This is a genomic window from Phyllobacterium lublinensis, from assembly GCF_020164435.1.
GTDB classification, from domain to species: domain Bacteria; phylum Pseudomonadota; class Alphaproteobacteria; order Rhizobiales; family Rhizobiaceae; genus Phyllobacterium; species Phyllobacterium lublinensis.
Window position 1 is genome coordinate 112,053 of record NZ_JAIUDQ010000016.1, and the last position, 14,672, is coordinate 126,724.

A 14,672-nucleotide genomic window follows, 5' to 3' on the forward strand; every position below is an offset into this window, starting at 1 on the left:
CAGATGATCGCATGTCAGGAGAATATGTGTCAGCAGTTGGAGCAGGCGACCGCCGCACCTTGACGCACGCGACCGAAACCTGTCCGGCCCATGGGTATTCCCACGGCCGACACGCCTGAGGCGGTCGTTACCGCATCGGAGTACTTGAATGCCATCAGGGGGAGATAGGCAATTTTGGTTTCCACCCGGATCACCGTCGTGTTGGGTATGACCAGGTTGGGATCAAGCGTCACTGTCGAGCCCGCCGCATAGGGCCGCGAATAGACCTTGTTCACGACCTTTCGCGACCATGCGACCGTGGGCGAGCCCGTCGCAGGGATGTTGATGGCCGTTATCGTGATCTGCGGTGTGTCAAACCGGTAAGGCAACAGGAGGGCGGTGCCGATCTCCATGATATCCTTGAGTTGGTCGGTCGTGATTGTTTGTTGCTGCGTCACCAGATCCGCAACCATGTTGGTGGCCCGGCCAAGCTTCTTGTTGACATCGAGGCCTGATGTCGCCTCGACGCTGCCGAGGTAGAGCACGATCAGTATGGGCGCGATGAATGCAAATTCCATTGCTGCGATGCCGCGTTTGTCACGGATGAACCGCTTGGCCAGCGTTGCAAGTCTTCCGGCCGCCATCGTCTGTTTGTTATTGGCTTTCATTGTCGTACCTTTGGAAGAATGCAGGGCAATCTGATTGACTGCTCTTTGTGTTTGTCAGAGATAGGGTTCGTTTTTCCAGGTCGCGGTCGAGAAGAGCATGGTCTTCCCCGTGCCGTCGATGCTCTCGATACGGTGTTTCATCAGGTCCGTCAGGATCGGCCAGCGATAGAAGATGCGCAGTTGATTGATCGTGCTGGCACCCCCGGCTGCAACTTTAAGTTTTGTGATGTCGACGTCGCCAGCCGCGGTCAGCGGCAGCGTTTTCGGCACGTTGGCGAAGGTGGTATAGGTCTGGAGATCGACGAAGAGATCAGGGCAGCCGGTTGCTGGCATGAAGAGTTTGCCGCAGATGGTTTGCTTCAACTTGTTTGGAGCGCTGATGGTGGCAGCGGTGATCTCGCCCGTCCGCAGCTGGCGCGCAAGGTCGTCAGCAGCGTTCGACATGACCTGCTGAGCGGTGAAACTCAGGCTCACTTCGATGATGGCGAAGATCAGCAGGAAGAAGGGCAGTCCGATCAGGGCGAATTCAATTGCCACCGTGCCGCGGCGGTTGGCGCAGAAACGCGCCGTCAGCGACGATCGCGGCCGTGGCCTTCCTTCATGGATATGATCATCAACAGGTATATCGGTATGTTGCAACATGGTTTTCCCCACACCACTCAGGTTGGGAAAATCATTATCACGACAGATGTTAGAATCTCGTTTGAAGGCCGATGCAAATTGCAACGATTGGATTTACTGTTTTTCAACCGTGATCCGTCTGCAGGTCAATTTCCGCCGATCTGAGCATCCGACGCTTTTTCAGCCTCGGTCTTTTGCGCGGTCTCGCAATAGGGTGTGCAGGAAAGCGTCTGCACATAAGCCCGCCTGTAGACACGGGTGGTGTTGGCTACACTGCGGCTGACCATGACCTGATCATCGACGATCGCCGCTCCGTCAGCATCCATGATGACGATATTGGTGATGCCGAAACCCTTGCCGGTGAGGACAACCGTCCGGGCATCCTTGACGACAGCATCGGCTATTTCCGGATCGCCGACGACGACCGTGTCGGCCGGCCGCGCCAGCTTCAGGATTCGAGCCTGGTTCATGATTACATGAATACCCGTATCAGCCTCGGTTGTCGCGACGCCCGACAGGCAAGCCGCCAGCGCCATTGCTGCTGCCAGACCATAAAAACGGATGTGACGGCCTCTGATACGAACCATGGGAATTCCTTCGATAAAACACCTGATAAACCATGGCGTGGAATGGTGAAGGAAAGCTTAAATGCCGTCACGGAACGTTAAGCATGATGCTCTAAACACCAGAGTTAGGTCGAATTTAAGATAAATGACGGCCGTGCTCTTTACCGTTCAAATACGGGGTTTTGATTTTTGACTGTTTTACATTTCCGTAACGGTATTTCTTAAGGTGACAGCAAGTCGCCACAGATAGTTTCGATGATTATCAAAGGACGGCGAAACAACGAGAGGACTTGACATGAAACGCAGCACAGGTCCGCGCTCCAACGCCTTAATCCGGTTTCTCCGGGACGACGCCGGTGCCACGGCCATCGAATACACGCTTATAGCTTCGCTCGTCAGCGTCGGAATCATCGTCGGAGCCGGGATACTCGGCGTATCGGTCAACGATCTCTACACTGGTCTCGCCGACGACGTCACGCAAGCCATGAACAAATAGTCACGGATGAGTTCGATGATCGAAGCGGCCATATTGATCGTTTTTCCATTCGCCATGGCATTCGCGGGCGTTTCCGACCTGCTTTCCATGACAATCCAGAATCGCGTCTCTCTCATACTGGTCGTATCATTTGCGTTTCTGGCACCGCTTACGGGCATGCCTTTGGAGCTGTACGGCATGCACTTTGTCGCTGGTGCCGCTGTCCTCGCCGCTACATTCGCCTTGTTCGCTGCGGGAACGATGGGCGGCGGCGATGCAAAGCTCATGTCCGCCACCGCCGTCTGGCTGGGATGGAACCTGGGACTGGCCGAGTATCTCCTGACGATGTCGGTCCTCGGCGGCCTGCTGACACTCGCAATATTGCGTTACCGCAGTTCTCACATGGCGGTCGCCTATACCGCGCGCTTTGAATTCATGCGCCGTCTCGCGCGTAAGGATGTGGGAGTGCCTTACGGAATAGCGCTTGGCCTTGCCGGTCTGCTGACATTCCCCGGCTCTCCAATGTCCCAGTGGGTGATCAATCGTCTGGCCCAGATCTAGTCAAGAGCCATCTCGGGGACCTGCTTGCCCAAATGGTAAACATTAATCCTTGTTAATCATAGTTTTAAGCAAAACGTTAACCATAATTACACGATTGGTAAGTCAGAGTGCGACCTTAGTATCTAAGACGAAAGTCTAATGGGGCGCAGAATGCAAAAAGCACGTCTTGTCATTTTGATCGTAGCGGTCGCGGCTGCTGGGGCAGCTGGCTATATTGCCACGCGCATGAAGCCTACGACGGTTGTTGTAGAAAGCACCAAAGAACAGATCAAATTGCAGGATATTCTGGTAGCCACCGAGAATCTCGGGGTTGGCGCAGAAGTGCAGAGCCAGATGCGCTGGCAGGCCTGGCCCGAGGATGCCATGGCGGACGGCTATATCAAGCGTACTGATCGGCCAAACGCCGAGGAAGATCTGCGCGGCTCTACTGTCCGCCTGCAGATTTTCCCGGGCGAGCCAATCCGTGAAGCGAAGCTCATCGGCAAGGGCCAGAGCTTCATGTCGGCGCAGCTTCCAGCCGGCATGCGCGCCGTTGCAACGCAGATCACCGTGGATACAGCCGCCGGCGGCTTCATCCTGCCCGATGACTATGTCGACGTCATCATGATCCGTCAGATGAACGACGAGATGCCGAAGCAATTCACCACAGAGACGATCCTGCGCAATATCCGGGTCCTGGCGATCGATCAGACGATCCAGGAGGACGAAACGGGGCAGAAGACCAAGGTCGGATCCACCGCAACGCTGGAACTGACGCCCGAACAGGCCGAGATCATTGCGGTTGCCGAGCAGATGGCGAGCCGGATCACGCTGGCATTGCGGTCCTTGCAGGATGCGCAGGAGGCGACTGGCCCGGGTGCAGAATACCTTGTCAATTCGCCGGGCCGTGCCGGCAATGTGAAACTGATCAAGTCCGGAACGGTCATCGAAATCCTGGGGCGGAAATAACAAAATGGGAAACAAACCAACCACCATGTTGTTGAAACACAGGTCCAGGTTCTTGCGGGCCATGGTTTTCGCCCTTGGCAGCGCAGTGGCCACGTTGCCGATGGCCAGTACGGCCATTGCCGAAAGCAATGTCGTGAAGATCAATCAGGTCCATGGCGCCAACAAGCGCATCAATCTCGGCCTGAGCAAATCGCTGGTGGTTGACCTGCCAGCGGACGCCTACGACATTCTCGTCGCCAATCCGACGGTCGCAGATGCCGTCACCCGTACGGCACGGCGCATCTACCTCTTCGGCAAGCAGGTCGGCCAGACCAATATCTTCGTCTTCGGTCCGAATGGCGAACAACTTGCCAGCTTTGACCTGGTGGTCGAGCGCGATGTGGCCGGGCTCGAGGACAGTCTGAAAAAATACATTCCGGATTCCGACATCAAAGTCGAACTGATGAATGACAACGTCATCCTGACCGGGACCGTCCAGACGCCGCTCGATGCCAAGCGGGCAAGCGATCTCGCCAATCTTCTCGTCTCAGGCGGTGAAGCAACGACCGGCCAATATGCCATCACGGCATCGGGGCAGGGCGGAAGCAATGGCGGCGGAGGCTCGGATGTTGCCATCAGCGACCCGGACGAAGCGCGCCAGAAAAGCAAGATCGTCAATCTCATTCAGATCGTCGGCGAGGACCAGGTTACGTTGAAGGTGACGGTAGCCGAGGTCAGCCGGTCAGTCATGAAGCAGCTTGGCGTCAATATGATTGCGTCCGGCACTTCCGACGGCATCAGCTACCGCGCTGTGTCAGAGAACCTTGCATCGCTTGTCGGGAAAGGCCTTACCAATTCGGGCGCCTCCATTGTGGCCGATATCGGCAGCACCACCATACGATCCTACCTCAATGCAATGGAACTTGCGGGCGTCATGAAAACCCTCGCAGAACCGACGTTGACGGCAGTATCGGGCGAAAAGGCCACCTTCAAGGTCGGCGGCGAATACAATCTGATAGACGGTCAAACGGTCGATGAACGGGATGATGGCACGGAACGGGTCAGCCAGACCCACAGGGTCATCGAATACGGTATCGGCCTTGAGTTCTTGCCGGTGGTCCTGTCTCCAGGACGCATCAGCTTGCGTGTTCGCACGGCAGTGTCGGAACCTACGCTGGAATCGCCGGTAACAGTCAGTTCCGGCGGCGCTACGCCTGCCACCAGCATCATCTCACTGCGCAAGCGGCTTGCCGACACAAATGTGGAGCTGCCATCGGGCGGTTCCATGATGATCGCCGGTCTCATCCGCGACGAAACGAGGCAGGCCATCTCCGGTTTGCCGGGGTTCTCCAAGATCCCGGTCCTGGGGACATTGTTTCGCAGCCGTGAATTCGTCCGCAACGAAACTGAACTTGTCATTATCATCACGCCTTACCTGGTCCGTCCGGTAGCGCGCACCGCGCTCGCCCGGCCCGACGATAATTTCAATCCGCCCAGTGACGCTGCCGGCATTTTCCTCGGCAAAGTCAACCGTGTCTACGGCACGAAGGAAGCCAACCTGCCTGACGGTCGCTACGAGGGCGTCGTCGGTTACATATACAAATGAGCAAGGACCAGGCGATGTCAGCAGTTTCCAAATCCTACAGCATGAAGCCTGTCCTGGCCCTGTTCGCCCTGTCATTGCTGGCAGGCTGCGCGTCGAGGGAAATGACCGTCAACAGTATTCCGGATGATTATCGCACCAACCATCCGATCGTAATTTCGGAGAAGGAACAGGTCGCGGAGATTCCGGTCGGGCATGCGGACACCAGATTGTCAATGTCACAACGCAGCATAGTTGACAATGCGGCCAATAATTATCGTGCCAATGGCTCCGGTGTCATCCACATCCTGCTTCCGTCGGGCTCACCCAATGCAAGGGCTGCTTCAAGGCTGAAGAATGATGTTGCCGCCACACTGCGCCGCGGCGGTATCAAGCCGTTCAACATTTCGAGCGAGCACTATTCCGCAAGCGGCAGCGATTCACCACCCATACGCCTTGTCTATTCCGCGATCACGGCATCAACCGGGCCATGCGGACAGTGGCCGAAGGATCTGGCAGAAACCGCCGATAACAAGCACTACGCGAACTTTGGTTGCGCCAGCCAAAACAACCTGGCTGCCCAGGTCGCCAATCCGGCAGACTTGCTCGGACCGCGGGCGACCTCGCCGATCGATGCCGAACGTCGCGGTGTCGTCATTGATGGCTACCGCAATGCCGACTCCTGGGTCTACGAGCCGGCAATTGAGGTTGAGTATTGATGATTTGTTTCACCCCTCGCCACAACAATGGAAAACAGCATGAGCCAGCTGGCATTTGAAACAGATAATCCTTCCGAAGAAGACCGCGACCGGTCGGCGGGACCGGGTTTGCATGCCTTTCGGCCGATACCGCGGATATCGATTCAGGCCTTTTGCGAGACGGATGCGGTTGCCAGGCAGGTAGCACGCGCAAGCGAGGACCGCCGCATGGCAAAAGCTCATACGCAGGTGCATATGGGCGGAGTGGAGCGTGCGGTCGAGTTGTTCCAGACCGTGCCGACGCCAAACCTAATCCTGCTCGAAACATCCGCTGCCCCACGCGACATGCTGCAATGCCTTGCAGCCCTTTCCGAGGTGTGCGACCCGACCACGAAAGTGGTCATTATCGGTCACTTCAACGATGTCTGGCTTTACCGCGAACTGATCCGCAACGGCATTTCAGAATATATGGTCGCGCCGATCGATCTGTCGGACATTGTCGGCGTGATCGGCGGCCTGTTCGTCGATCCCGAAGCCAAACCGCTCGGCCATGCCATTGCCTTCATCGGCGCAAAGGGTGGCGTCGGCGCCTCGACCATTGCCCACAATACGGCCTGGTCCATCTCGTCCCTGTTCAAGAACGAGGTGGTGATTGCGGACATGGACCTGCCCTATGGGACGGCGAACATCAACTTCGACCAGGACCCAGCACAGGGCATTGCCGAAGCCGTGTTTTCCCCCGAGCGCATTGATGATGTCTATCTCGACCGTCTTCTCGCCCAATGTGCCGAACACCTGTCGCTGCTGGCGGCGCCGTCGACGCTTGATCGAGTCTTCGACTTTCGCGACGATTCCTTTGCGCATCTTATCGATGTGGCGCAGCGATCCGTTCCGCATGTCATTCTTGATGTGCCGCATACATGGAATGGTTGGACCCGTACGACTCTGGCCAGGGCCGATGAGGTCGTAATCGTCGCTTCGCCCGAACTTGCCAATCTCCGGAACACCAAGAACCTGCTCGATACGCTGAAACAGCTTCGCCCCAACGATGCGTCACCGCGACTCGTCCTCAATCAGGTCGGTGTTCCCAAGCGTCCGGAGATCGCTCCGCTCGACTTCTGCAGTCCGCTGGGAATCCTGCCAATGGCGACGATCCCGTTTGATCCTGCGCTGTTTGGCAGTGCGGCCAACAATGGGCGGATGCTAGCCGAAACCGATGCAGCCAGCCCGATTGTCCAGAGCATCAATGAGATTGCGCACATCCTGACGGGCCGCTTGACGCTGAAGGCCAAGAAGAAGCCTGGACTCACTTCGGTTTTGTCCCGGTTGAAGCGAAAAAAGTAGAAGAGGCATCATGTTTGGTAAACGCGCCGGCGCCGGTGGAAATCAACAGGTCCAAGAGTTTCGGGCGATCGCACTCGAAGCTGTGCTGCCTCCTGCCGGCGCTACGGCTGAAACGGGCCGGTTGCCCCGGGACATTCTGGAGCCGAAGCGCAGTCCGGTCGAGGCTCCCAAGCCCGCCGCGCCGGTGCGTGAGAAGAACGAAGCTTACTACGACACGAAATCGCAGGTTTTCGCCGCCCTGATCGACACTATCGACCTTGCGCAGCTGTCGAAGCTCGATCCGGAAGTCGCACGTGAAGAAATCCGCGATATCGTCAATGACATCATCGCGATCAAGAACTTCGCCATGTCGATTTCCGAGCAGGAAGAACTCCTCGACGACATCTGCAACGATGTTCTCGGCTATGGCCCCCTCGAACCGCTGCTCGCTCGCGACGATATCGCCGACATCATGGTCAACGGTGCCCGCAAGACCTACATCGAAGTGCAGGGCAAGGTGCAGGAGTCTGGCGTCCGGTTCCGCGACAACCAGCAACTTCTCAACATTTGCCAGCGCATCGTCAGCCAGGTCGGCCGCCGTGTCGACGAGTCGAGCCCGATCTGCGATGCGCGCCTGCCCGACGGTTCGCGTGTCAACGTCATTGCCCCGCCGTTGGCGATCGACGGCCCGGTCCTGACCATCCGCAAGTTCAAGAAGGACAAGCTGACACTTGACCAATTGGTCCGCTTCGGCGCGATTTCCCCGGCCGGAGCAGAGTTGCTCCAGATCATTGGCCGAGTCCGCTGCAATATCGTCATCTCGGGCGGAACGGGTTCCGGAAAGACGACGCTGCTGAACTGCCTGACCAACTACATCGACAAGGATGAACGCGTCATCACGTGCGAGGACTCCGCGGAATTGCAACTGCAACAGCCGCATGTGGTCCGTCTTGAAACGCGGCCGGCCAATCTGGAAGGCGAGGGCGAGATCACCATGCGCGATCTCGTCAAGAACTGCCTGCGTATGCGCCCTGAACGCATCATTGTCGGCGAAGTGCGTGGACCGGAGGTGTTCGACCTCCTGTCTGCCATGAACACCGGCCATGACGGGTCCATGGGGACAATCCACTCCAACAGCCCCCGTGAATGCCTGAGCCGTATCGAGTCCATGATCGCCATGGGCGGGTTCGCTCTGCCTCAGAAGACAGTGCGCGAGATCATTGTCGGCTCGGTGGATATCATCATCCAGGCCGCACGCCTGCGTGACGGATCGCGCCGCATCACCCACGTGACCGAGGTGATCGGCATGGAAGGCGATGTCATCATTACGCAGGATCTCGTGGTCTACCAGATCACCGGCGAAGACGCCCATGGCCGGCTGACCGGACATCATGCCTCTACCGGCATCAGCCGACCGCATTTCTGGGAAAAGGCCCGCTATTACAACGAGGACCGCCGCTTGGCCAATGCGCTGGATTCGATGGAAACAGTGAAGAATTAAGATGACGCTTGGAGGATCAACAAATGTTCGGGCTTGATCTGGTTCAAATTGCGTTTGTCTGTCTGGTCGCGCTGGCATTTGCCGCCCTGGCCTATGTCTTCTTCTTTGAATCGATGGCCTGGCAGAAGAAGACGGACGAGCGACTGAAGTCGGTCAAGCTCTCCGCGACCGACAGTCTTGGCAAGTTTGCCGTCCGCGACAAGCAGGCTGAAGCACTCAAGCGCCGCAGATCCGTTCAGGACACGTTGAAGGACATCGAACAGCGCCAGAAACTGCGCGACAAGAACATCAAATCGCCGCCGCTGAAGATGCTGCTCATGCAGGCAGGCATGAAAGTGCCCGTGGTTCGATTCTATATATACTCGGTCATCACCGGAATACTGGTCGCAGTCATCGGACTTTTCCTTGGCGCGCCACTCTATCTCGCGCCGGGCCTGTTGCTGGCCGGCGCTTTCGGCCTGCCACGATGGTTCGTCTATTTCCGCCGCGGCCGCCGCATCAAGGCGTTTCTCCACGAATTTCCCAATGCCATCGACGTGATCGTGCGCGCGATCCGGTCGGGTCTTCCGCTCAATGATGGCATTCGGTTGATCGCGCAGGAAGCGCAAGAACCAGTACGGGGCGAATTCCGCCGCATGGTCGATGCGCAGCAGGTTGGCGTCAGCATCCCCGAATCCGCCATGCGCATGTCTGAATACATGCCGTGCCCCGAAGCCAGCTTCTTCGGCATCGTCATCCAGATCCAATCCCAGGCTGGCGGCAATCTTTCCGAAGCGCTCGGCAATCTTTCGCGGGTCCTGCGTGACCGGAAGAAGATGGGAGCCAAGGTGAAAGCCCTGTCGATGGAAGCCAAGGCGTCGGCTTATATCATCGGCGCCCTGCCATTCATTGTGGCGACGCTGGTTTATCTGACGAGCCCCAAATACATCATGGTTCTCTTCAACACTGATACTGGCCACGTCATTCTCGGCTGTGCTGCCGTCTGGATGTCGATCGGTATCCTGGTGATGAAGAAAATGATCAACTTCAAGTTCTAGGACGCACGAATGCCGGAGCGCTCGAAATGATTGCCACCATTGCCAAAGCCATGCACGATCCGGCGTTTATCTTTGCGGTCCTCGTCGGCATCTCCATCTTCGCCACGCTCCTTACGTTCGTCATGCCGATGTTCTCGGGCTCGGATTTGAAGTCGCGGATGAAATCGGTGGCTTTGGAACGGGACCAGATACGCGCGCGGGAACGGGCGCGCATGGCTTCTGAAAGCGATAACCGGCGCAAGAATGCCGGCGGGTCCCTCCGTATCACGGAGCGGCAAGGGGTCCGTCAGTTCGTCGAGAGACTGGATTTGCAACGGGCGCTTGCCGATGAAAAAACCGTTTCATCCCTGCGTACGGCCGGGTTCCGAGGCCAGAACGCCCTGAACATCTTCCTGACCGCGCGCTTCGGCCTGCCGTTTGTGACACTGGGCCTGACAGTCTTCTGGATATTCGGCATGGGCGGACTGGCTGAAAAGTCGACGATGATCCGGGTAGCTGCCTGTTTTGCCGGCGCCTATGTCGGGTTTTACCTGCCCAATCTCTATGTGCGCAACGCCGGCTCCAAACGCCAGCAATCAATCCAGCTGGCCTGGCCGGACGCGCTGGACCTGATGCTGATCTGCGTTGAATCTGGCATGTCGATCGAAGCCGCCTTCAAGAAAGTCTCCGAGGAGATTGGCGTACAATCGGCCGAGCTGGCCGAGGAACTGGTGTTGACCAACGCCGAATTGTCATTCCTGCCCGAACGGCGTCTGGCCTATGACAATCTTGCAATCCGTACCGGCCTCGAAACGGTCAAATCGGTCGTGCAGGCGCTGGTCCAATCCGAACGGTACGGAACGTCCATCGGCAGTGCCTTGCGCGTTCTTTCCGATGAAAGCCGTGAGGCGAGGCTGATGGCCGCCGAAAAGAAGGCGGCGGCGCTGCCGCCAAAATTGACAGTACCGATGATTGTCTTCCTGTTGCCGGTGCTCTTCTGCGTCATTCTCGGGCCCGCCTTCATCCAGATTTCTGCGCAAGGCGGCATATTCGGACCGGCAACGCCACAATGATACGACGTCACTCTCCATACAAATAAGCCGCCCGGAACAGGGCGGCTTTTTTGTAGTGGAAGAGATTGCCGGGTCAGGTCTTCGGCTTGTTCTTGTCTTTCAGCATGCTCCATGAATTCTGCTGTGCAAGCATGGAACGCAGATATTTGATGTTGGCTTGTGCCTGCTGCGGCGACAGTTCCTGCTTGGCAATTGTCTCAGCCTCGTCAAACCGGCCCTGCAGGCCCACCACCAATGCGAGGTTCTGCCGGACGCGGCTATCGGAGCCCGGCGCCCCGACCGCCTTGCGCATGTAGCTCTCCGCTGTACTCAATTCGCCGGATAGGACGTAGGACATGCCCATGTTGGAAAGAATGGACGCTTCATCTGGATTGATCTGCAGCGCCTGGCGGTACAGGTCGCGCGCTTCGCCGGTCTTGCCCAATTGGTCGAGGATGGCGCCTTGGGCCGAAAGCAGTTTCCAGTCCGGATATTCCGGAGTCTGAGCCCGACGCAAGGCATCGAGCGCGGCTTCGAACTCGCCGCTGCTCGCAAGCGCCTTGCCATAGGCAGCCAGAACGTCGCGGTCATTCGGATAGGCAATGGCGAGACTTCGCATGACGGCAAGGGCCTGGTCGCTGCGACCAGTCATGCGCAACACCGCCGCAAAGTCCGTCGCCGTCGCTTTGTCTTTTGGATTGGCCTTGTATCGCGCACCGAGGCTGGTCGAGGCCTGCATGAGCTGCTGCTCGTTCATCTGGTCGAAATTGCCAGCCTGGCTGGAACTCGCTCCCGTAGCGGCTGTGACCGAGCCGGTCGTCGTCTTGTCGGTCGTGGCACATCCGGCTATGCCGGTTGCCAGCGCGATGATAGCGATAGAAAAAATGAAGCGGCGTTGAACAATCCCTGCGCTTGTCATAATTTGCCCCATCCAAAGCACAATCACCTGTGCATTAACCCAATCCCAAGGCTTAGAAATATTCTGTTAACCCTAACGGACCGTTAATGACGACCATGATTTGAGTCGTTGCACGCCAGATATCGACCAAGGAGATGTCGAAATGCCCGCTAAAATTACCAGGAAGAAGGCTTCAGGCAGCAAGCCGGTATGGTTTGTGCAGAAAGGTGAACTGGATGATGCCGGACTGGAGAGCGGCGCATTGGCCTGGGCGAGGGCGAACGGTTTCGACGGGCAGCCGGGACGGGTGCTGATCATTCCGGGCGAAAAAAGTGAAATCTCGGCCGCATTGCTTGGTGTGGGAAAGGATGATTCACGGCTTGTTGCCGGAAAGCTGGCAACGAGCCTTCCGGAAGGTTCCTGGCATCTGGCGAACAACGTTAGTCAGCCTGATCTGGCGGCGCTCGCATTTCTGCTCGGCGGCTACAAATTCGACCGATACACGAGCAAGGATGATGCCGATGTGACGCTCACCGTGCCCGACGGCGCTGACAAGGCCGATGTGATGCGCCAATCCCGGGCAGTCACACTCGCCCGCGATCTGATCAACACGCCAACCAATGACATGGGGCCAGTGGCGCTCGAGGCAGCGGTGCGCGCGATCGGCAAACAGCACAAAGCCTCAGTCAGTGTGATCAAGGGCGATGCACTGCTCAAGAACAACTTTCCGATGATCCATGCGGTGGGCAGGGCAGGAAGCGAGGAGCCGCGGCTGATCGACCTGGAATGGGGCAAGAAAGACGCCCCCAAAGTGACCCTTGTCGGCAAGGGTGTGTGCTTCGACACGGGCGGCCTCGATATCAAGCCCTCCAGCAGCATGCTTCTTATGAAGAAGGATATGGGCGGCGCGGCCAATGTTCTGGCGCTTGCAAGCCTCATCATGGATGCCGAACTGCCCGTACGCCTGCGCGTGCTCATTCCGGCTGTCGAAAATTCGATATCCGCCAATGCCTTCCGGCCAGGAGATATCCTGACCAGCCGCAAGGGCCTGACGGTCGAGATCGGGAACACCGACGCCGAGGGTCGATTGGTATTGGCAGATGCACTGGCGCTGGCGGACGACGAGGAGCCGGAAATTCTCATCGACATGGCCACCCTGACGGGTGCTGCGCGGGTGGCGCTCGGTCCCGACCTGCCACCATTTTACTCTAACGATGATACATTTGCCTTCGATGTGGCCAGGGCGGCCGATGCAGTTGCCGATCCACTGTGGCGCATGCCGCTGTGGCAACCCTATGATGCCAAGCTTTCTTCGCGCGTTGCCGACATGAACAATGTGACAACAGATGGTTTTGCCGGTTCGATCACCGCGGCACTCTTCCTGCAGCGGTTCATTGGCAAGGCGAAGATCTGGGCGCATTTCGACATTTTCGGTTGGAATCCAGTCGAAAAGCCACACGCGCCAATCGGCGGCGAGGCGCAGGGTATACGTGCGCTTTACCATCTTCTCAAACAGCGGTACCCGGCGAAATGAACAGCTTGAACCGGACGGGACGAAGTCTAGAATGGAACGGAGCCGAAATGATTGCGGATGACGTCCATGCTGATCGAACTGAAGCCCATACAGGCGCTGACATTGTGGAAGGAGATCGCGCTCTCGGAGGTGCGCGATGACGTCCATGATCTTACCATGCGGCAATTGGCGGTGCTTCTGACGGTCTATCTTGAACCGCCGCCGCATACGATACGCGGCATGGCGGCGAAGCTCGGCGTGACGAAACCGGTCATCACCCGCGCTCTCGACACAATGGGCGGTTATGGGCTGGTCGATCGCCACCGCGATGAGAAGGACAAGCGCAACGTGCTCGTGAAGAGAACGGTCAAGGGCGCTCTCTATGTTGAAAGGCTCGGCGATCTCGTCATCGCCAAAGCAAGAGGATTACCGCTGTGAATGCTGAGACCTTGGACAAACGGCTGAATGCTTTTCGGCCCGATCTGGCGGATGAAACCCTGCGTGGCATGGTCGAGGCGGAACGCTTTGCTGCCGGCAAGCCAATGCGTGTCGCCGATCCGGTGGTTGATGTCCGTTCCGAGCCTCGCGGCGATGCAGGGATAACCACACAATTGCTTTACGGTGACGATGTGCTCGTCTTCGAGGATGACAATGGCTGGTGCTGGGTCCAGAACGAGCGGGACGGCTATGTGGGATACGTAGTCGACACGACGCTTGGCCGCCGGGCGAACGAGCCGACGCACATCGTCATCGCACCAAGGACATTTGTCTATCCGGGCTCAGATCTCAAATTTCCGAAGACCGACTCGCTGTCGATGGGCTCACTGGTCACGATTGTCGGCGGTGAGGAACGACGCGGTACGCTCTACGGAATGCTGCCGAGCGGGGAGGCGGTCATCGCCAGGCATCTGGTGCCAGTCGACGAGGTTACGGACGATCATGTTGCGGTCGCCGAAACGTTGATGCACACGCCCTATCTGTGGGGCGGTGTCTCGGGCTTCGGCATTGATTGTTCGGGGCTGATCCAGCTTTCGCTGCTCATGACGGGCCAGTCTGTATTACGTGATTCCGATATGCAGGCAGCTTCCATTGGCGAGCTGATCGAGCCCGACAGCAATTACCACAATCTGCAACGGGGCGACTTCGTGTTCTGGAAGGGGCACGCGGCCATGATGGCAAGTCATTCGATGCTTCTGCACGCCAGCGGCCATACGATGAGCGTGACGCTGGAACCGCTCCGCGAAGCCATAGAGCGTATCGCCTATCTGTACGGTAAACCAACCGCCGTGCGC

The 14,672-nt window shown here is 57.7% G+C and carries 16 protein-coding genes; 12 read left to right on the plus strand and 4 right to left on the minus strand.

The features are described from left to right. Positions 1-29: 29 nt before the first annotated feature. Genes K9U38_RS18270 through K9U38_RS18280 form a run of 3 tightly spaced genes read right to left on the minus strand, consistent with a single transcriptional unit; the run spans position 30 to position 1,855 of the window. The gene (locus K9U38_RS18270) at positions 30-647 is read right to left on the minus strand and encodes a TadE/TadG family type IV pilus assembly protein (RefSeq protein ID WP_224495773.1); all 618 of its coding nucleotides are present in this window, start codon (positions 645-647) and stop codon (positions 30-32) included. 54 nt (positions 648-701) lie between these two features. Continuing rightward, positions 702-1,373: a TadE/TadG family type IV pilus assembly protein gene (locus K9U38_RS18275; protein WP_224495774.1), complete on the minus strand. Its 672-nt coding sequence runs from the start codon at positions 1,371-1,373 to the stop codon at positions 702-704. A 41-nt stretch (positions 1,374-1,414) separates the two neighbouring features. Then, positions 1,415-1,855 carry a pilus assembly protein N-terminal domain-containing protein gene (locus K9U38_RS18280; protein ID WP_224495775.1) on the minus strand — a complete coding sequence of 147 codons (441 nt, stop codon included), beginning with the start codon at positions 1,853-1,855 and terminating at the stop codon, positions 1,415-1,417. A gap of 274 nt (positions 1,856-2,129) precedes the next feature. On the opposite strand from K9U38_RS18280, the gene K9U38_RS18285 reads away from it, so the two are divergent. From K9U38_RS18285 to K9U38_RS18325, 9 genes are all read left to right on the plus strand, one after another. Then, a complete protein-coding gene (locus K9U38_RS18285) occupies positions 2,130-2,330 on the plus strand; it encodes a Flp family type IVb pilin (RefSeq protein ID WP_224495776.1) in 201 nt (66 codons plus the stop codon). A 15-nt stretch (positions 2,331-2,345) separates the two neighbouring features. Next, the gene (locus tag K9U38_RS18290; RefSeq protein ID WP_224495777.1) at positions 2,346-2,870 is read left to right on the plus strand and encodes an A24 family peptidase; all 525 of its coding nucleotides are present in this window, start codon (positions 2,346-2,348) and stop codon (positions 2,868-2,870) included. A gap of 150 nt (positions 2,871-3,020) precedes the next feature. Beyond that, positions 3,021-3,818: a Flp pilus assembly protein CpaB gene (cpaB, locus tag K9U38_RS18295; protein ID WP_224495778.1), complete on the plus strand. Its 798-nt coding sequence runs from the start codon at positions 3,021-3,023 to the stop codon at positions 3,816-3,818. Positions 3,819-3,822: 4 nt separating this feature from the next. Continuing rightward, positions 3,823-5,403 (plus strand): type II and III secretion system protein family protein, encoded by a 1,581-nt coding sequence (locus K9U38_RS18300; RefSeq protein ID WP_370631989.1) that lies wholly within the window; start codon positions 3,823-3,825, stop codon positions 5,401-5,403. A gap of 14 nt (positions 5,404-5,417) precedes the next feature. Further along, positions 5,418-6,098, plus strand: coding sequence for a CpaD family pilus assembly protein (locus K9U38_RS18305; protein WP_224495779.1), 681 nt, complete (start codon positions 5,418-5,420; stop codon positions 6,096-6,098). A 39-nt stretch (positions 6,099-6,137) separates the two neighbouring features. Next, on the plus strand, positions 6,138-7,421 hold the full coding sequence (locus K9U38_RS18310) for a CpaE/TadZ family protein (protein WP_224495780.1): 1,284 nt from the start codon (positions 6,138-6,140) through the stop codon (positions 7,419-7,421). Between the two features lie 10 nt (positions 7,422-7,431). Beyond that, a complete protein-coding gene (locus tag K9U38_RS18315; RefSeq protein ID WP_224495781.1) occupies positions 7,432-8,901 on the plus strand; it encodes a TadA family conjugal transfer-associated ATPase in 1,470 nt (489 codons plus the stop codon). 23 nt (positions 8,902-8,924) lie between these two features. Beyond that, the gene (locus tag K9U38_RS18320) at positions 8,925-9,938 is read left to right on the plus strand and encodes a type II secretion system F family protein (protein WP_224495782.1); all 1,014 of its coding nucleotides are present in this window, start codon (positions 8,925-8,927) and stop codon (positions 9,936-9,938) included. A gap of 26 nt (positions 9,939-9,964) precedes the next feature. Continuing rightward, entirely contained in the window at positions 9,965-10,990 is a 1,026-nt protein-coding gene (locus K9U38_RS18325) for a type II secretion system F family protein (protein ID WP_224495783.1), read from the plus strand. A 73-nt stretch (positions 10,991-11,063) separates the two neighbouring features. Here the strand turns inward: K9U38_RS18325 and K9U38_RS18330 are convergent, their stop codons facing one another. Continuing rightward, on the minus strand, positions 11,064-11,888 hold the full coding sequence (locus tag K9U38_RS18330) for a tetratricopeptide repeat protein (RefSeq protein WP_224495784.1): 825 nt from the start codon (positions 11,886-11,888) through the stop codon (positions 11,064-11,066). A 142-nt stretch (positions 11,889-12,030) separates the two neighbouring features. Here K9U38_RS18330 and K9U38_RS18335 point away from each other — a divergent pair, with 142 nt between their 5' ends. From K9U38_RS18335 to K9U38_RS18345, 3 genes are all read left to right on the plus strand, one after another. Continuing rightward, a complete protein-coding gene (locus tag K9U38_RS18335; RefSeq protein ID WP_224495785.1) occupies positions 12,031-13,401 on the plus strand; it encodes a leucyl aminopeptidase family protein in 1,371 nt (456 codons plus the stop codon). 66 nt (positions 13,402-13,467) lie between these two features. Further along, the gene (locus tag K9U38_RS18340) at positions 13,468-13,818 is read left to right on the plus strand and encodes a MarR family transcriptional regulator (protein ID WP_224495786.1); all 351 of its coding nucleotides are present in this window, start codon (positions 13,468-13,470) and stop codon (positions 13,816-13,818) included. Further along, positions 13,806-14,672, plus strand: an 867-nt coding sequence (locus K9U38_RS18345) for a C40 family peptidase (RefSeq protein WP_224495798.1), incomplete at its 3' end; no start/stop codon positions are given. The genes K9U38_RS18340 and K9U38_RS18345, both read left to right, overlap by 13 nt.